Source organism: Pseudomonas sp. Sample_16 (assembly GCF_004307665.1).
GTDB lineage: Bacteria > Pseudomonadota > Gammaproteobacteria > Pseudomonadales > Pseudomonadaceae > Aquipseudomonas.
The window spans coordinates 68837-82092 of the sequence record NZ_RCOB01000197.1 but is presented as its reverse complement, the minus strand read 5'-3'; the positions used below and the strand labels follow the sequence as shown (position 1 = coordinate 82092).

General features: G+C 60.0%; 12 protein-coding genes. 2 read left to right on the top strand and 10 right to left on the bottom strand.

Annotated elements, in window-relative coordinates; all coding sequences use genetic code 11:
- Positions 1 to 33: 33 nt before the first annotated feature.
- The 9 genes from D8U69_RS26200 to gcl all read right to left on the bottom strand — a co-directional run bounded on the left by D8U69_RS26200 (position 34) and on the right by gcl (position 11094).
- On the bottom strand, positions 34 to 1239 hold the full coding sequence (locus D8U69_RS26200; protein ID WP_130908464.1) for an MFS transporter: 1206 nt from the start codon (positions 1237 to 1239) through the stop codon (positions 34 to 36).
- Between the two features lie 178 nt (positions 1240 to 1417).
- Positions 1418 to 2413, bottom strand: a complete 996-nt coding sequence (locus D8U69_RS26195; protein ID WP_130908463.1) for a sulfate ABC transporter substrate-binding protein — start codon at positions 2411 to 2413, stop codon at positions 1418 to 1420.
- Positions 2414 to 2506: 93 nt separating this feature from the next.
- Positions 2507 to 3331, bottom strand: a complete 825-nt coding sequence (locus tag D8U69_RS26190) for an ion transporter (RefSeq protein WP_056852981.1) — start codon at positions 3329 to 3331, stop codon at positions 2507 to 2509.
- 21 nt (positions 3332 to 3352) lie between these two features.
- Positions 3353 to 4267 carry an urea transporter gene (locus D8U69_RS26185; RefSeq protein WP_130908462.1) on the bottom strand — a complete coding sequence of 305 codons (915 nt, stop codon included), beginning with the start codon at positions 4265 to 4267 and terminating at the stop codon, positions 3353 to 3355.
- Between the two features lie 186 nt (positions 4268 to 4453).
- Positions 4454 to 5869, bottom strand: a complete 1416-nt coding sequence (gene pyk / locus D8U69_RS26180; RefSeq protein ID WP_056852979.1) for a pyruvate kinase — start codon at positions 5867 to 5869, stop codon at positions 4454 to 4456.
- Positions 5866 to 7140: a glycerate kinase gene (locus tag D8U69_RS26175; protein WP_056852978.1), complete on the bottom strand. Its 1275-nt coding sequence runs from the start codon at positions 7138 to 7140 to the stop codon at positions 5866 to 5868. Before D8U69_RS26175 ends, pyk begins: the two co-directional genes overlap by 4 nt.
- Before the next feature lie 157 nt (positions 7141 to 7297).
- Positions 7298 to 8191, bottom strand: a complete 894-nt coding sequence (locus D8U69_RS26170) for a 2-hydroxy-3-oxopropionate reductase (RefSeq protein WP_130905241.1) — start codon at positions 8189 to 8191, stop codon at positions 7298 to 7300.
- A gap of 200 nt (positions 8192 to 8391) precedes the next feature.
- Complete coding sequence (gene hyi / locus D8U69_RS26165) at positions 8392 to 9174, bottom strand: hydroxypyruvate isomerase (RefSeq protein ID WP_130905242.1); 783 nt, start codon at positions 9172 to 9174, stop codon at positions 8392 to 8394.
- Between the two features lie 144 nt (positions 9175 to 9318).
- Positions 9319 to 11094: a glyoxylate carboligase gene (gene gcl, locus D8U69_RS26160; RefSeq protein ID WP_015096202.1), complete on the bottom strand. Its 1776-nt coding sequence runs from the start codon at positions 11092 to 11094 to the stop codon at positions 9319 to 9321.
- 268 nt (positions 11095 to 11362) lie between these two features.
- Between gcl and D8U69_RS26155 the strand changes: the two genes are divergently transcribed.
- The gene (locus D8U69_RS26155; RefSeq protein WP_056852976.1) at positions 11363 to 11803 is read left to right on the top strand and encodes a heme-binding protein; all 441 of its coding nucleotides are present in this window, start codon (positions 11363 to 11365) and stop codon (positions 11801 to 11803) included.
- Positions 11804 to 12012: 209 nt separating this feature from the next.
- Positions 12013 to 12471 carry a transposase gene (locus D8U69_RS26150; RefSeq protein WP_130908461.1) on the top strand — a complete coding sequence of 153 codons (459 nt, stop codon included), beginning with the start codon at positions 12013 to 12015 and terminating at the stop codon, positions 12469 to 12471.
- A 126-nt stretch (positions 12472 to 12597) separates the two neighbouring features.
- Here D8U69_RS26150 and D8U69_RS26145 read toward each other — a convergent pair whose 3' ends face one another.
- Positions 12598 to 13203, bottom strand: a complete 606-nt coding sequence (locus D8U69_RS26145) for a TetR/AcrR family transcriptional regulator (RefSeq protein WP_056852974.1) — start codon at positions 13201 to 13203, stop codon at positions 12598 to 12600.
- Positions 13204 to 13256 lie beyond the last annotated feature (53 nt).

Here is a 13256-nt window from a genome sequence, read left to right as displayed (position 1 = left end):
TGTGGGCGCGAGCCTGCTCTGGATGTTCTGAAACTAAGCCGTCGCCAACGCGACTTTCTGCGAAACACACAGAAACCGCGCCAGCGCCAACAACGCAAACGCACTGCCGACAATCACAATCCACAACCAGCCTCCGTGTTCGTACACCGGGCTGGCCACCGAAGAGCCGAATGCGCCGCCGATGAAGATGCTGGTCATGTACAACGCATTCAGGCGACTGCGGCTTTTTGCATCGAGGGCGTAGACCGCGCGCTGGCCGAGGACCATGTTCATCTGTACGCAGAAATCCAGCAGCACCCCGGTCACGGCGAGGCCGATGACGCTGTAGATCGGGTGGATGAACGCGGGCAAAAAGCTCAGGCTGGCGAACAGCAACGCCAACAGCGAAGCAATGCGAGTATGCCCGGCGTCGGCGAGACGACCAGCGATGGGCGCGGCGATGGCGCCGATGGCTCCAACCAGGGCGAAGATCGCGATCTGGCTTTGCGACAGTCCATGGTTGCGCGCCAGTTCCAGCGGCACGGCAGTCCAGAACAGGCTGAACGTGGCGAACATGCAACCCTGATAAAACGCTCGTTGACGCAACACCGGCTGCCGACGCAACAGCGTCCACAACGAACCCAGCAGTTGGCCGTAGGACGCGCTGTGATTAGGCTGGCGCTTGGGAATGGTCACCGCCAGGACAATGCTGATCGCGGCCATCAAGATCGCCGCGATCACGAACATCGCTCGCCAGCCGAAATGGTCGGCGACGACACTGGAAACCGGTCGGGCCAGCAAAATCCCCAGCAACAAACCACCCATGATCCCGCCGACCACGCGCCCGCGAGACTCTTCCGGCGCCAGATGCGCGGCCAGTGGAATCAGGATCTGTACCGATACCGAACTGAACCCCACCAGCAGCGAAATCAGCAAAAACACGTTCGGCTGATCGGTGAACGCCGCGCCCAGCAGGCTGGCAATCGCTATCAGTGTGGTGATGATCATCAGCCGGCGATTTTCCAGGAGATCGCCCAAGGGCACCAGGAAAAACAGGCCCAACGCATAGCCGATCTGGGTCAGCGAAACGATCAGGCTGGCCATGGTGTTGGTCAGGCCGATGTCTGGAGCAATCAGGCCGATGATCGGTTGGGCATAGTAGATGTTGGCGACAATGGCGCCGCAACAGAAGGCGAACAGCAGCACCATGCCTCGGGTCATTGTCGCGGTGCCGTGAGGCACCTGGGTCGCGGGTTTCATAATGTGTCTCTTAGTACAGAGGGGATGCGCGCAGGGTAAGGGCCTGGCCGAAACGGCGGAAGAGGGATTGCAGTGATAGTAGTCATTCCATTGCGGAATGAGAGACGGGCTTGCGTTCTATAAAAGGCAAAAAGGCGACCTGCCCGGGTCGCCTTTTTTTGGGGCCCGAACTCAAGGTTTACGGAGCATAAATCTGGTCGAAAACACCGCCATCATTGAAGTGGGTTTTCTGCACGGTGCGCCAGTCACCGAAGGTCTTTTCCACCGACAGGAAGTCGACTTTCGGGAAGCGGTCGGTGTATTTGGCCAGCACGGCCGGGTCGCGCGGACGCAGGTAGTTGGCCGCTGCGATTTCCTGGCCTTGCGGCGACCACAGGTATTTCAGGTATTCCTCGGCAGCGGCGCGGGTGCCTTTCTTGTCGACGGTTTTGTCGACCACGGACACCGGTGGCTCGGCTTCAGCGGAGACGCTTGGGTAGATCACTTCGAACTGGTCGCGGCCGAATTCGCGGGCGATCATTTCCGCTTCGTTTTCAAAGGTCACCAGCACGTCGCCGATCTGGTTGGTCATGAACGTCGTCGTAGCGGCGCGGCCACCGGTGTCCAGTACAGGCGCTTGCTTGAACAGCTTGCCGACGAAGTCTTTGGCCTTGTTTTCGTCGCCGCCGTTTTTCAGCACATAGCCCCACGCCGACAGGTAGGTGTAGCGACCGTTACCGGAAGTTTTCGGGTTCGGCACGATGACTTGCACGCCATCCTTGAGCAAGTCCGGCCAGTCTTTCAGGGCTTTCGGGTTGCCCTTGCGCACGATGAACACCGTGGCTGAAGTGAACGGTGCACTGTTGTTCGGCAGGCGGGTGACCCAGTTGTCCGGCACCAGTTTGCCGTTGTCCGCCAGGGCGTTGATGTCGGTGGCCATGTTCATGGTGATCACGTCAGCCGGCAAACCATCGATGACTGAGCGCGCCTGTTTGCTGGAACCGCCGAACGACATTTGCAGAGTGATGTTTTCGTTGTGCTCGGCTTGCCAGTGCTTCTGGAACGCAGTGTTGTAGTCCTTGTAGAAATCGCGCATCACGTCGTAGGAAACGTTGAGCAGGGTCGGTGCAGCCTGAACCACGCTAGACAGGGCCAGGCCAGCCGCCAGGAATGAAGCGCCAAAGAGTTTTTTCACTGCGAATTCCTTGTTCTATTAAAAATGAGAGGCAATTTGCCAGCGACTATAGCCGGGCTCGCATAGGCCTTTAAAGATTAAAAAGCACTTTGCTTATTCCATTTTTTTGAACAGCGCGTTGCCACAACGGGAGCAGAAGGCGGCACCGTGTTCGTGGCTGTTTTTCCGGCACACCGGGCAATCATGTTGCAGCTGTTCGCCGCGCATGGCGTTGGCCAATTCGGCGGTGAAAATCCCGGTGGGCACGGCAATGATCGAGTAACCGGTGATCATCACCAGCGACGAAACCACCTGGCCCAGCGGGGTTTTCGGCACGATGTCACCGAACCCCACGGTGGTCAGGGTCACAATCGCCCAATAGATGCCTTTGGGAATGCTGGTAAAGCCATGTTCCGGACCTTCGATCACGTACATCAGCGTGCCGAACACCGTCACCAGTGTGCAGACACTGACCAGAAACACCACGATCTTCTGCTTGCTGCCACGCAACGCCGACATCAAGTAGTTGGCTTGCTTGAGGTAAGGACTGAGCTTGAGCACGCGGAAGATCCGCAGCATCCGAATGATCCGGATGATCAGCAGGTACTGCGCATCGGCGTAATACAGCGCGAGGATCCCGGGCACGATCGCCAGCAGATCCACCAGCCCGTAAAAACTGAAGGCATAGCGCAAAGGCTTGGGTGAGCAGTACAGGCGCAGGATGTATTCGCCGAGGAAAATGACCGTAAAACCCCACTCGATATAGGCAAGTACATCGGCGTAGTTTTTGTGAATGCTGTCGATGCTGTCGAGCATCACGACCACCAGGCTGGCGAGGATGATCAACAGCAGAATGCCGTCGAAACGCCGGCCGGCCTTGGTGTCGCTCTGGAAAATCATGACGTAAAGGTCTTCACGCCAATTTTTGCTGCTGTTCATGGAAAACGCCTGACTCGATGATCAGCGCAGCCTAGGTTGATTCTCCTCCAGAGTGCAAGGCGTATGGGGGACAGTGGCCTTGGCAAATATTTGCGCAACACTGCCAACCAGCCAGCAGGCAAGGATGAATGGCGCGGTCAGCGTCGGCATGCCGGCGGCGGCAAACATCGGTGTCAGCAGCAGCGCCAGTCCGATGCCGACCAGCGGCAGCCACGGGTGCTGGCGTTGCGAGCTGAGGGCGAGGGCGGCGAGTACGGCGTTGTATCCACCGAGGCCGAGCAACGCATTGTAGAAATCATGATTCAACATGCTCCAGCCCATGCCCGCGACAGAGGCCAGCAATGCCCAACAGAACGCACGGCGATCAGCGATCAGCAATCCGGCTGCAATCATCGCACCTGCCAGCGGATGACCGAGGAACATCACCTGGCCAATGCCTTTGAGCGGTGCGGCCAGCATGTTCAGCGGGCTGACTTCGATCAAGTGCGCTGTTGTCGACGGTGTCGCGAAACACAGCAGCAGCCAGCCCAGCACGACGAAGGGCGTGGTGTAGGCGGGCAGGTACTGGCTGAGTCGCACGCGCTTGATCCACTGTTGCGTGATCATTGCGCTCAGGCCTCCAGCGGCCAGAATCAGCGGCGGCATCAGCGCCGACCAAGGGAAATACAGGCTCAGCAGCAGACCGAGCAGCACGCCGTTGTAGCTGAACAACCCGGCCTGGCGATCAGCCTTGGCATAGTTGCGGCGTTGCGCGGTGAGCAAACCGGCGACGCCGCCAAGCATTGCTCCGCCAAGCAGGGCCGGGGCGGTGAACAGGATGGCTGAAAGAATCAGCAAACCGCACAGCGGATTGCGCTGGAGGAAAATCTGGCTGAAGCCGTTGAGCAAGGCTTCGGCCCAGTCGGGGCAGTGGGTATTGAAGTGATTGGCAGGCATGATGAAGTCTAGGGCAGTGGGAAAAACCAAGGTCTTGCACGAACTTTGTGGCGAGGGAGCTCGCTCCCGCTGGGCTGCGAAGCAGCCCAACTCGCTCAATGCGGTTTCTCTGTGGAACCCGTCATCAAAGCGACGACTGCTGCGCAGCCGAGCGGGAGCGAGCTCCCGCGCCACAGGCGTTGATCTTTAAATCAATGTTTCGATGCGCAAGGAGTTAGTCGACCCCGGCTGCCCAAACGGCACACCCGCAGTGATCAACAACGTGTCGCCGCGCTGCGCCATTCCTTGGGCCTGGGCGATCTCCAGCGCTGTGGAGCAGACTTCATCGACCTGACGCAGGCGATCGTTGACTACCGAGTGCACACCCCAGGCCACGGTCAGGCGACGAGCGGTTTGCAGGTTCGGTGTCAGGTTGAGGATCGGCACGGTCGGCCGTTCACGCGCAGCGCGCAAACTCGAAGTGCCCGACTCGCTGTAATTCACCAATACCGCCACCGGCAATACGTTGCTGATCCGGCGGATCGCGCAACTGATGGCATCGGAAACCGTGGCCTCGGCTTTCGGGCGGCTGACGTCGAGTTGTGCCTGATAGTCAGGGCCGTTTTCCACTTGGCGGATGATCTTGCTCATCATCTGCACGGCTTCGAGCGGGTATTCGCCAGACGCCGTTTCCGCCGACAGCATCACCGCGTCCGCACCTTCGGCTACGGCGTTGGCCACGTCGGTAACCTCGGCGCGGGTCGGGGCCGGTGAGAAGCGCATCGACTCCAGCATTTGCGTGGCCACCACCACCGGTTTACCGAGTTCGCGGCAGGTGCTGATGATGTTTTTCTGGATCTGCGGCACGCTTTCCGCCGGGACTTCCACGCCCAGGTCGCCGCGCGCGACCATGATCGCGTCGCTCAACTCGGCGATTTCCCGCAGTTGTTCAACCGCCGAAGGTTTCTCGATCTTGGCCATCAGGAACGCTTTATCGCCGATCAGTGTACGGGCTTCGCGGATGTCGTCCGGGCGCTGTACGAACGACAGCGCCACCCAGTCCACACCCAACTCCAGGCCGAAACTCAGATCGCGACGATCCTTGGCGGTCAGCGGACTCAGGTCGAGCACTGCTTGCGGCACGTTCACCCCTTTGCGATCCGACAGTTCGCCGCCATTGAGCACCGTGGTGTCGATGGCGTCGGCGTACTTGGTGACCACCCGCAGGCGCAGCTTGCCGTCGTCCAGCAGCAGGTCCATGCCCGGCTCCAGCGCCGCAATGATCTCCGGATGTGGCAGGTTGACCCGGCGCTCATCGCCTGGCGTGGTATCCAGGTCCAGGCGCAGGGCCTGGCCGCGCACCAGTTGCACCTTGCCCTCGGCGAACTTGCCGACCCGCAGTTTCGGGCCTTGCAGGTCCATCAGGATCCCCAGCGGGTAATTCAACTGGCGCTCGACCTCGCGGATCCACTGGTAGCGCTGGGCATGGTCGGCGTGATCGCCGTGGCTGAAGTTCAGGCGGAAGATGTTGACCCCCGCCAGCACCAACTCGCGGATGTCGTCGATACCGTCGATGGCCGGGCCGAGGGTGGCGAGGATTTTGACCTTTTTATCAGGCGTCATGATGTTGGGCTCTCGAGGATCAGGATGGCGCGGAAGTCGTTGACATTGGTACGGGTCGGCTCGGTGACGATCAATGCGTCGAGCGCCTCGAAGTAGCCATAGCCATTGTTGTTGTCCAACTCGTCGCTGGCGCTCAAGCCAAGGGCGGCGGCGCGGGCGTAGCTGTCGGGGGTCATGATGGCGCCGGCGTTGTCTTCGGAACCATCGATGCCATCGGTGTCACCGGCCAGCGCGTAGACGCCGGGCAGGCCTTTGAGGCTGTCGGTCAGGCTGAGCAGGAACTCGGCGTTGCGTCCGCCACGGCCGTTGCCGCGCACGGTGACGGTGGTTTCGCCGCCGGAAAGAATCACGCAGGGCGCCGCCAGCGGTTGGCCGTGCAGGACGATCTGCCGGGCGATGCCGGCGTGGACCTTCGCCACGTCTCGGGATTCACCTTCCAGGTCGCCGAGGATCAGCGGGCTGAAGCCGGCCTGACGGCATTTCACGGCCGCCGCTTCCAGTGACTGCTGCGGGCGGGCGATCAACTGGAAATGGCTGCGGGCCAGGCTCGGATCGCCAGGCTTGACCGTTTCCGACTCCGGACTTTGCAGCCAGGTGCGCACCGAGGCCGGTACTTCGATGTGGTAGCGCTTGAGGATCGCCAGCGCTTCGGCGGACGTACTCGGGTCGGCCACGGTAGGGCCGGAGGCGATGACCGTGGCGAGGTCGCCCGGCACATCGGAAATCGCGTAGGTATAAACAGTGGCCGGCCAGCAGGCTTTGCCCAGCCGTCCACCTTTGATCGCCGAGAGGTGCTTGCGCACGCAGTTCATCTCGCCAATGGTTGCGCCGGATTTGAGCAGGGCTTTGTTGATCGATTGCTTGTCGGCCAGGGTGATGCCCTCGGCCGGCAGTGCCAGAAGGGCTGAGCCGCCACCGGAGAGCAGGAAGATCACCCGGTCGGTTTCCGTCAGGTTGCTGACCAGTTCGAATACGCGCTTGGCCACGGCTTGACCGGCCGCGTCAGGCACGGGGTGTGCGGCTTCGACCACTTCGATTTTTTCGCAGGGGGCGCCGTGACCGTAACGGGTCACCACCAGACCGGAGACTTCACCCTGCCAGCAGCGTTCGACCACCTGGGCCATGGCGGCTGCGGCTTTACCGGCACCGATGACGATCACTCGACCACTGCGGTCGGCAGGCAAATGAGCTTCGAGGACTTGCTGCGGATGCGCCGCGTCGATGGCTGTGGCAAACAGCTCGCGCAGCAGTTGTTGCGGATCGACCGACATGGCGGGCTCCCAATCTTATTGTTCTTGGTTAATGCTGATGATCGTTCCCACGCTCTGCGTGGGAATGCCTCAATGGACGCTCTGCGTCCGCTTTGGGACGCAGAGCGTCCCGGGCTGCATTCCCACGCAGAGCGTGGGAACGAGCGGCGGGGCAGGATTAGTTCTTATCGCGAATCGAGAAATTCGCCATGTGTTCCAGGCCCTTGATCAGCGCCGAGTGGTCCCAGTTGCTGCCACCGATGGCCGCGCAGGTGCTGAACACTTGCTGGGCGTTGGCGGTGTTCGGCAGATTGATGTTCAGTTCCTTGGCACCTTGCAGGGCCAGGTTCAGGTCCTTCTGGTGCAGGCTGATGCGGAAGCCTGGATCAAAGGTGCCCTTGATCATGCGCTCGCCGTGCACTTCGAGGATCTTCGACGAAGCGAAACCGCCCATCAGTGCTTCACGCACCTTGGCTGGGTCGGCACCGTTCTTCGCCGCGAACAGCAGGGCTTCGGCCACTGCCTGGATGTTCAGCGCAACGATGATCTGGTTCGCCACTTTCGCGGTCTGACCGTCGCCGTTACCACCAACCAGGGTGATGTTCTTGCCCATTGCCTGGAACAGCGGCAAGGCGCGTTCGAAGGCATCGGCATCGCCGCCGACCATGATGCTCAGGGTCGCAGCCTTGGCGCCAACTTCACCGCCGGACACCGGGGCGTCGAGGTATTGCGCGCCTTTCTCGTTGATCTTGGCCGCGAAAGCCTTGGTGGCGGTCGGCGAAATCGAGCTCATGTCGATCACGACTTTGCCTTTGCCGATACCCGCGGCAATGCCGTCGGCGCGGAACAGCACGTCATCGACCTGCGGGGTATCCGGCACCATGACGATGATGAATTCAGCTTCCTGGGCGACTTCTTTCGGGTTCGCCAGGGCAACGGCGCCAGCAGCGACCAGATCGGCAGGCGCGGCGTCGTGGTGTGCCGACAGGAACAGGCTGTGACCGGCTTTCTGCAGGTTCGCCGCCATTGGGTGGCCCATGATGCCGGTGCCGATAAATCCGATTTTAGCCATGAAAAAATCCTCTTGTTTTTGTGTAGCCAAATAATGTGCCGAACACACTTTGTGGCGAGGGAGCTTGCTCCCGCTCGGCTGCGAAGCAGTCGTAGATCCTGAGAACCGGTTCTGCCCGAATCACCATAGTGAATGGCTGTTGGGGGCGCTTCGCACCCCAGCGGGAGCAAGCTCCCTCGCCACAGAGGCCCGGTTTAAACTCAGATCGCGTTATGGGTTTTCAACCAGCCGAGGCCGGCTTCAGTGGTGGTCAGCGGCTTGTATTCGCAGCCGACCCAACCCTGGTAACCGATGCGGTCCAGGTGTTCGAACAGGAAGCGGTAGTTGATCTCACCGGTGCCTGGTTCGTTGCGCCCCGGGTTGTCCGCGAGCTGTACATGGTTGATCTCGCCCAGATGCGATTGCAGGGTGCGGGCCAGGTCGCCTTCCATGATTTGCATGTGGTAGATGTCGTATTGCAGGAACAGGTTGGCGCTGCCGACCTGCTCGCGAATCGACAGGGCTTGCGCGGTGTTGTTCAGGTAGAAGCCCGGGATGTCGCGGGTGTTGATCGCTTCCATCACCAGTTTGATGCCCGCCGCTTGCAGCTTGTCGGCGGCGTACTTGAGGTTGGCGACGAAGGTCTTCTCTACAGTGGCATCGTCCACGCCTTGCGGACGAATGCCGGCCAGGCAGTTGACCTGGGAGTTGCCCAGCACTTGCGCGTAAGCGATGGCCAGGTCGACTCCGGCGCGGAATTCTTCAACCCGGTCCGGCAGGCACGCGATGCCGCGTTCGCCCTTGGCCCAGTCACCGGCCGGCAGATTGAACAGCACTTGGGTCAGACCGTTGGCGTCGAGCCTGGCCTTGATTTCGGCCGAGCTGAAGTCGTACGGGAACAGGTATTCGACACCACTGAAACCGGCCTTGGCGGCGGCGTCGAAACGGGCAAGGAAATCCTGTTCGGTGAACAGCATGGACAGGTTGGCTGCGAAACGCGGCATGGTGGTCTCCCGTTTTAGGTTCTCGTTCCCACGCTCTGCGTGGGAATGCCTCAATGGACGCTCTGCGTCCGCTTTGGGACGCAGAGCGTCCCGGGCTGCATTCCCACGCAGAGCGTGGGAACGATCATTCAGAGCGGTCAGCAGTTAATCAAGCAACGAAATCGCCGTTGGCGCATCGTTGCCGACCAGCGCCAGGTCTTCGAATTCGTTGACGGCGTTGATCTCGGTGCCCATGGAAATGTTGGTCACGCGTTCCAGAATAATCTCAACGATGACGGGCACCTTGAACTCTTCGATCAGTTCCTGAGCCTTGCGCAGGGCAGGCTGGATCTGAGCCGGTTCGAACACACGCAGTGCCTTGCAACCGAGGCCTTCGGCAACCGCGACGTGGTCGACACCGTAACCGTTGAGTTCCGGCGCGTTGAGGTTATCGAAGGACAGCTGCACGCAGTAATCCATGTCGAAACCGCGCTGTGCCTGACGAATCAGACCCAGGTACGAGTTGTTTACCACAACATGAATGTACGGCAGCTTGAACTGCGCGCCCACTGCCAATTCTTCGATCATGAACTGGAAGTCATAGTCCCCCGACAGGGCCACGACTTTACGGTTCGGATCAGCCTTGACCACACCCAGCGCTGCCGGAATGGTCCAGCCGAGCGGGCCGGCCTGACCGCAGTTGATCCAGTGACGCGGTTTGTAGACGTGCAGGAACTGCGCGCCGGCAATCTGCGACAGACCGATGGTGCTGACGTAGCAAGTGTCTTTGCCGAACACCTGGTTCATCTCTTCGTAAACGCGCTGCGGCTTGACCGGCACGTTGTCGAAGTGAGTCTTGCGTTGCAGGCTGGCCTTGCGCTGCTGGCAATCCTGCAGCCAGGCACTGCGGTTCTTCAGTTTGCCGGCGGCTTGCCATTCGCGAGCGACTTCGATGAACACGGTCAGCGCGGCGGCAGCGTCGGAAACGATGCCCAGGTCCGGGGTGAACACGCGGCCGATCTGCGTGCCTTCGATGTCGACGTGAATGAACTTGCGGCCTTCGGTATAGACATCGACCGAACCGGTATGACGGTTGGCCCAGCGGTTACCAATGCCCAGGACTACGTCGGATTTCAGCATCGTTGCGTTTCCGTAACGGTGCGAGGTTTGAAGGCCGACCATGCCGACCATCAGTGGGTGATCGTCCGGGATCGTACCCCAGCCCATCAGGGTCGGGATGACCGGGATACCGGTCAGCTCGGCGAATTCCACCAGCAGGTCACTGGCGTCGGCATTGATGATCCCGCCACCGGCTACCAGCAATGGGCGTTCGGCCTGATCCAGCAAGGCCAGAGCCTTCTCGACCTGGACGCGACTGGCGGTCGGCTTGGCCAGCGGCAGTGGCTGGTAAGCGTCGATGTCGAATTCGATTTCAGCCATCTGCACGTCGAACGGCAGGTCGATCAGCACAGGACCAGGGCGGCCGGAGCGCATTTCATAAAAGGCTTTCTGGAACGCGTAGGGCACCTGGCCCGGTTCGAGAACGGTGGTTGCCCATTTGGTCACTGGCTTGACGATGCTGGTGATGTCGACAGCCTGGAAGTCTTCCTTGTGCATACGGGCGCGGGGTGCTTGCCCGGTGATGCAGAGGATTGGAATCGAGTCGGCCGAGGCGCTGTAGAGCCCGGTGACCATGTCGGTGCCGGCAGGGCCGGAAGTACCGATGCACACGCCGATGTTGCCGGCCTTGGTGCGGGTGTAACCCTCGGCCATGTGCGAGGCGCCTTCAACGTGGCGAGCGAGTACGTGATCGATGCCGCCGACCTTTTGCAGGGCGGAGTACAGCGGGTTGATGGCAGCACCCGGGATGCCAAAAGCGGTATCAACCCCTTCACGGCGCATCACCAGAACGGCGGCTTCGATTGCTCTCATTTTGCTCATGGTTTTGTGCCTCTTTACGTTTTGTAATTGTATACAAGTGGCTTTGCGCAGAGTGTATTCACGGCGGACGGCGCAGGTCAATCCATTTTCTCAAGCGCTCGTTTCATTCGTCGGAAGCCCGTTCTACTGTGGCTTTTCGTCGCATGTGGCGCTTTTCGATAATTATTGTATACAAAAAAATAATTCATTGTGTTCTATTTGTGGCATCGGACTGCGGCACAACGGCGCAGTCCCACGGCTTTCCGAAAAACAAAATGAGGACGGCACCATGAGCGCTTTAACCTTGAAAGTCGCAGTCAACCTGGTCAACGAGGCCATCACCGCAGGGCGTGCAATCTGCGCAGCGCCCTTGACCATCGCCGTGCTGGACGCAGGCGGACACCTGATCACCCTGCAACGCGAAGACGGCGCCAGCCTGCTGCGCCCGCAGGTCGCCATCGGCAAAGCCTGGGGCGCTATCGCCCTGGGCAAGGGCTCACGCCTGTTGGCACTGGACGCGCAACAGCGCCCGGCCTTCATCGCCGCGTTGAACAGCCTGGGCCAGGGCAGTGTGGTGCCGGCACCCGGAGGTGTGCTGATTCGGAATCAGGACGGGAACGTGCTTGGGGCGGTAGGCATCAGCGGGGATCTGTCGGATGTGGATGAGCAGTGTGCGATCACTGCGATCGAGGCGTTGGGGTTGAGGGCGGATGCGGGGGTTGTGGCTTGATCTTTGGCGACTGAACCAGCGTCATCGCTGGCAAGCCAGCTCCCACAAGGATTGGGGTGTTCACATATTTTGCGGACACCATCAGACCTGTGGGAGCTGGCTTGCCAGCGATTGCAATCTGCCAGACACCCCCAGCTAAAAGTGTGTGTTACCGCTCAGAGTTTCCCGGTCTAGCCTTTTCATGAGTTCATCATGAGAGAGGCAACGGAATGCCTGATTTCCCCGCATCAAACCGTCTGCGAACAGGCCGCTATGCCGAGCCCAGTCGAATCTATTTGCTGACGACCAACACGCTGGATCGAGAGCCGATTTTTACTGACTTCTTTTTGGGCAGATTGGTGGTTCATCAATTTCGCCGGGCACAGAATCTGGGATTGGCAAAATCACTGGCCTGGGTGGTCATGCCAGACCATTTTCATTGGCTGGTCGAACTGGAAAACTCCTCACTGCGCAGACTAATGCGCGAGACAAAGTCGCTTGTTACTCGAGAGGTGAATTTTTTCAGTAACAGGAACGGGCCGCTTTGGCAGCAGGGCTTTCACGACCGTGCGTTAAGGCGGGAAGATGATCTGGTGAAGATGGCGCGCTATGTAGTGGCCAACCCCTTGCGGGCTGGTCTGGTCGAGAGAATTGGTGATTACCCGCTGTGGGACGCCGTCTGGGTTTGAGTCAATATCGAGTCGCCTTCATCGCTGGCAAGCCAGCTCCCACAGCGAAGTGTGTCGTTCACAAGATTGGGTGCAACACAAAAACCTGTGGGAGCTGGCTTGCCAGCGATGGGCCACCACGGACTATCAATCCGGCTCACACCCCTTCAACACCAACCGAATAATCGTCTGCGCAGCCGCTTCGTAATCCTCTTCGTCGAGCTTGGCCTTGCCGGTGATGGCGGTGATTTGCCAGTCGAAGTCGGCGTAGGTCTGGGTCGCAGCCCAGATACTGAACATCAGGTGGTTGGGGTCGATCGGGGCGATCTGGCCGCGGTCGATCCAGCTCTGGATGCACTCGATGTTGTGCTTGGCCTGGCTGTTGAGCTGTTCCACCAGGTCGGTGCTCAGGTGCGGTGCGCCGTGCATGATTTCGCTGGCAAACACCTTGGAGGCGAAAGGCAGGTCGCGGGAGATGCGGATTTTCGAGCGAATGTAGCCGCTCAGCACTTCGCTGGGCACGCCGTCGGGGTTGAATGGCGTCGAGGCTTGAAGGATCGGTTCGATGATACTTTCCAGGACCTCGCGGTAGAGGTTTTCCTTGGATTTGAAGTAGTAGTAGACGTTGGGCTTGGGCAATCCCGCCTTGGCTGCGATATCGCTGGTTTTGGTCGCTGCGAAGCCCTTGTCGGCAAATTCTTCACTGGCGGCACGCAGGATCAGTTGTTTGTTGCGCTCGCGGATGGTGCTCATAAACCAGGGGGTTCCTTGCCTGTTCTGGCGGTTGCGCATGGTAGCACCGGCGT

Excerpts from the sequence above, each read along its gene's own strand:
- D8U69_RS26200 (WP_130908464.1), bottom strand. The coding sequence starts at position 1,239 with ATGAAACCCGCGACCCAGGTGCCTCACGGCACCGCGACAATGACCCGA.
- D8U69_RS26190 (WP_056852981.1), bottom strand. The coding sequence starts at position 3,331 with ATGAACAGCAGCAAAAATTGGCGTGAAGACCTTTACGTCATGATTTTC.
- D8U69_RS26185 (WP_130908462.1), bottom strand. The coding sequence starts at position 4,267 with ATGCCTGCCAATCACTTCAATACCCACTGCCCCGACTGGGCCGAAGCC.
- pyk (WP_056852979.1), bottom strand. The coding sequence starts at position 5,869 with ATGACGCCTGATAAAAAGGTCAAAATCCTCGCCACCCTCGGCCCGGCC.
- D8U69_RS26175 (WP_056852978.1), bottom strand. The coding sequence starts at position 7,140 with ATGTCGGTCGATCCGCAACAACTGCTGCGCGAGCTGTTTGCCACAGCC.
- D8U69_RS26170 (WP_130905241.1), bottom strand. The coding sequence starts at position 8,191 with ATGGCTAAAATCGGATTTATCGGCACCGGCATCATGGGCCACCCAATG.
- hyi (WP_130905242.1), bottom strand. The coding sequence starts at position 9,174 with ATGCCGCGTTTCGCAGCCAACCTGTCCATGCTGTTCACCGAACAGGAT.
- gcl (WP_015096202.1), bottom strand. The coding sequence starts at position 11,094 with ATGAGCAAAATGAGAGCAATCGAAGCCGCCGTTCTGGTGATGCGCCGT.
- D8U69_RS26155 (WP_056852976.1), top strand. The coding sequence starts at position 11,363 with ATGAGCGCTTTAACCTTGAAAGTCGCAGTCAACCTGGTCAACGAGGCC.
- D8U69_RS26150 (WP_130908461.1), top strand. The coding sequence starts at position 12,013 with ATGCCTGATTTCCCCGCATCAAACCGTCTGCGAACAGGCCGCTATGCC.
- D8U69_RS26145 (WP_056852974.1), bottom strand. The coding sequence starts at position 13,203 with ATGAGCACCATCCGCGAGCGCAACAAACAACTGATCCTGCGTGCCGCC.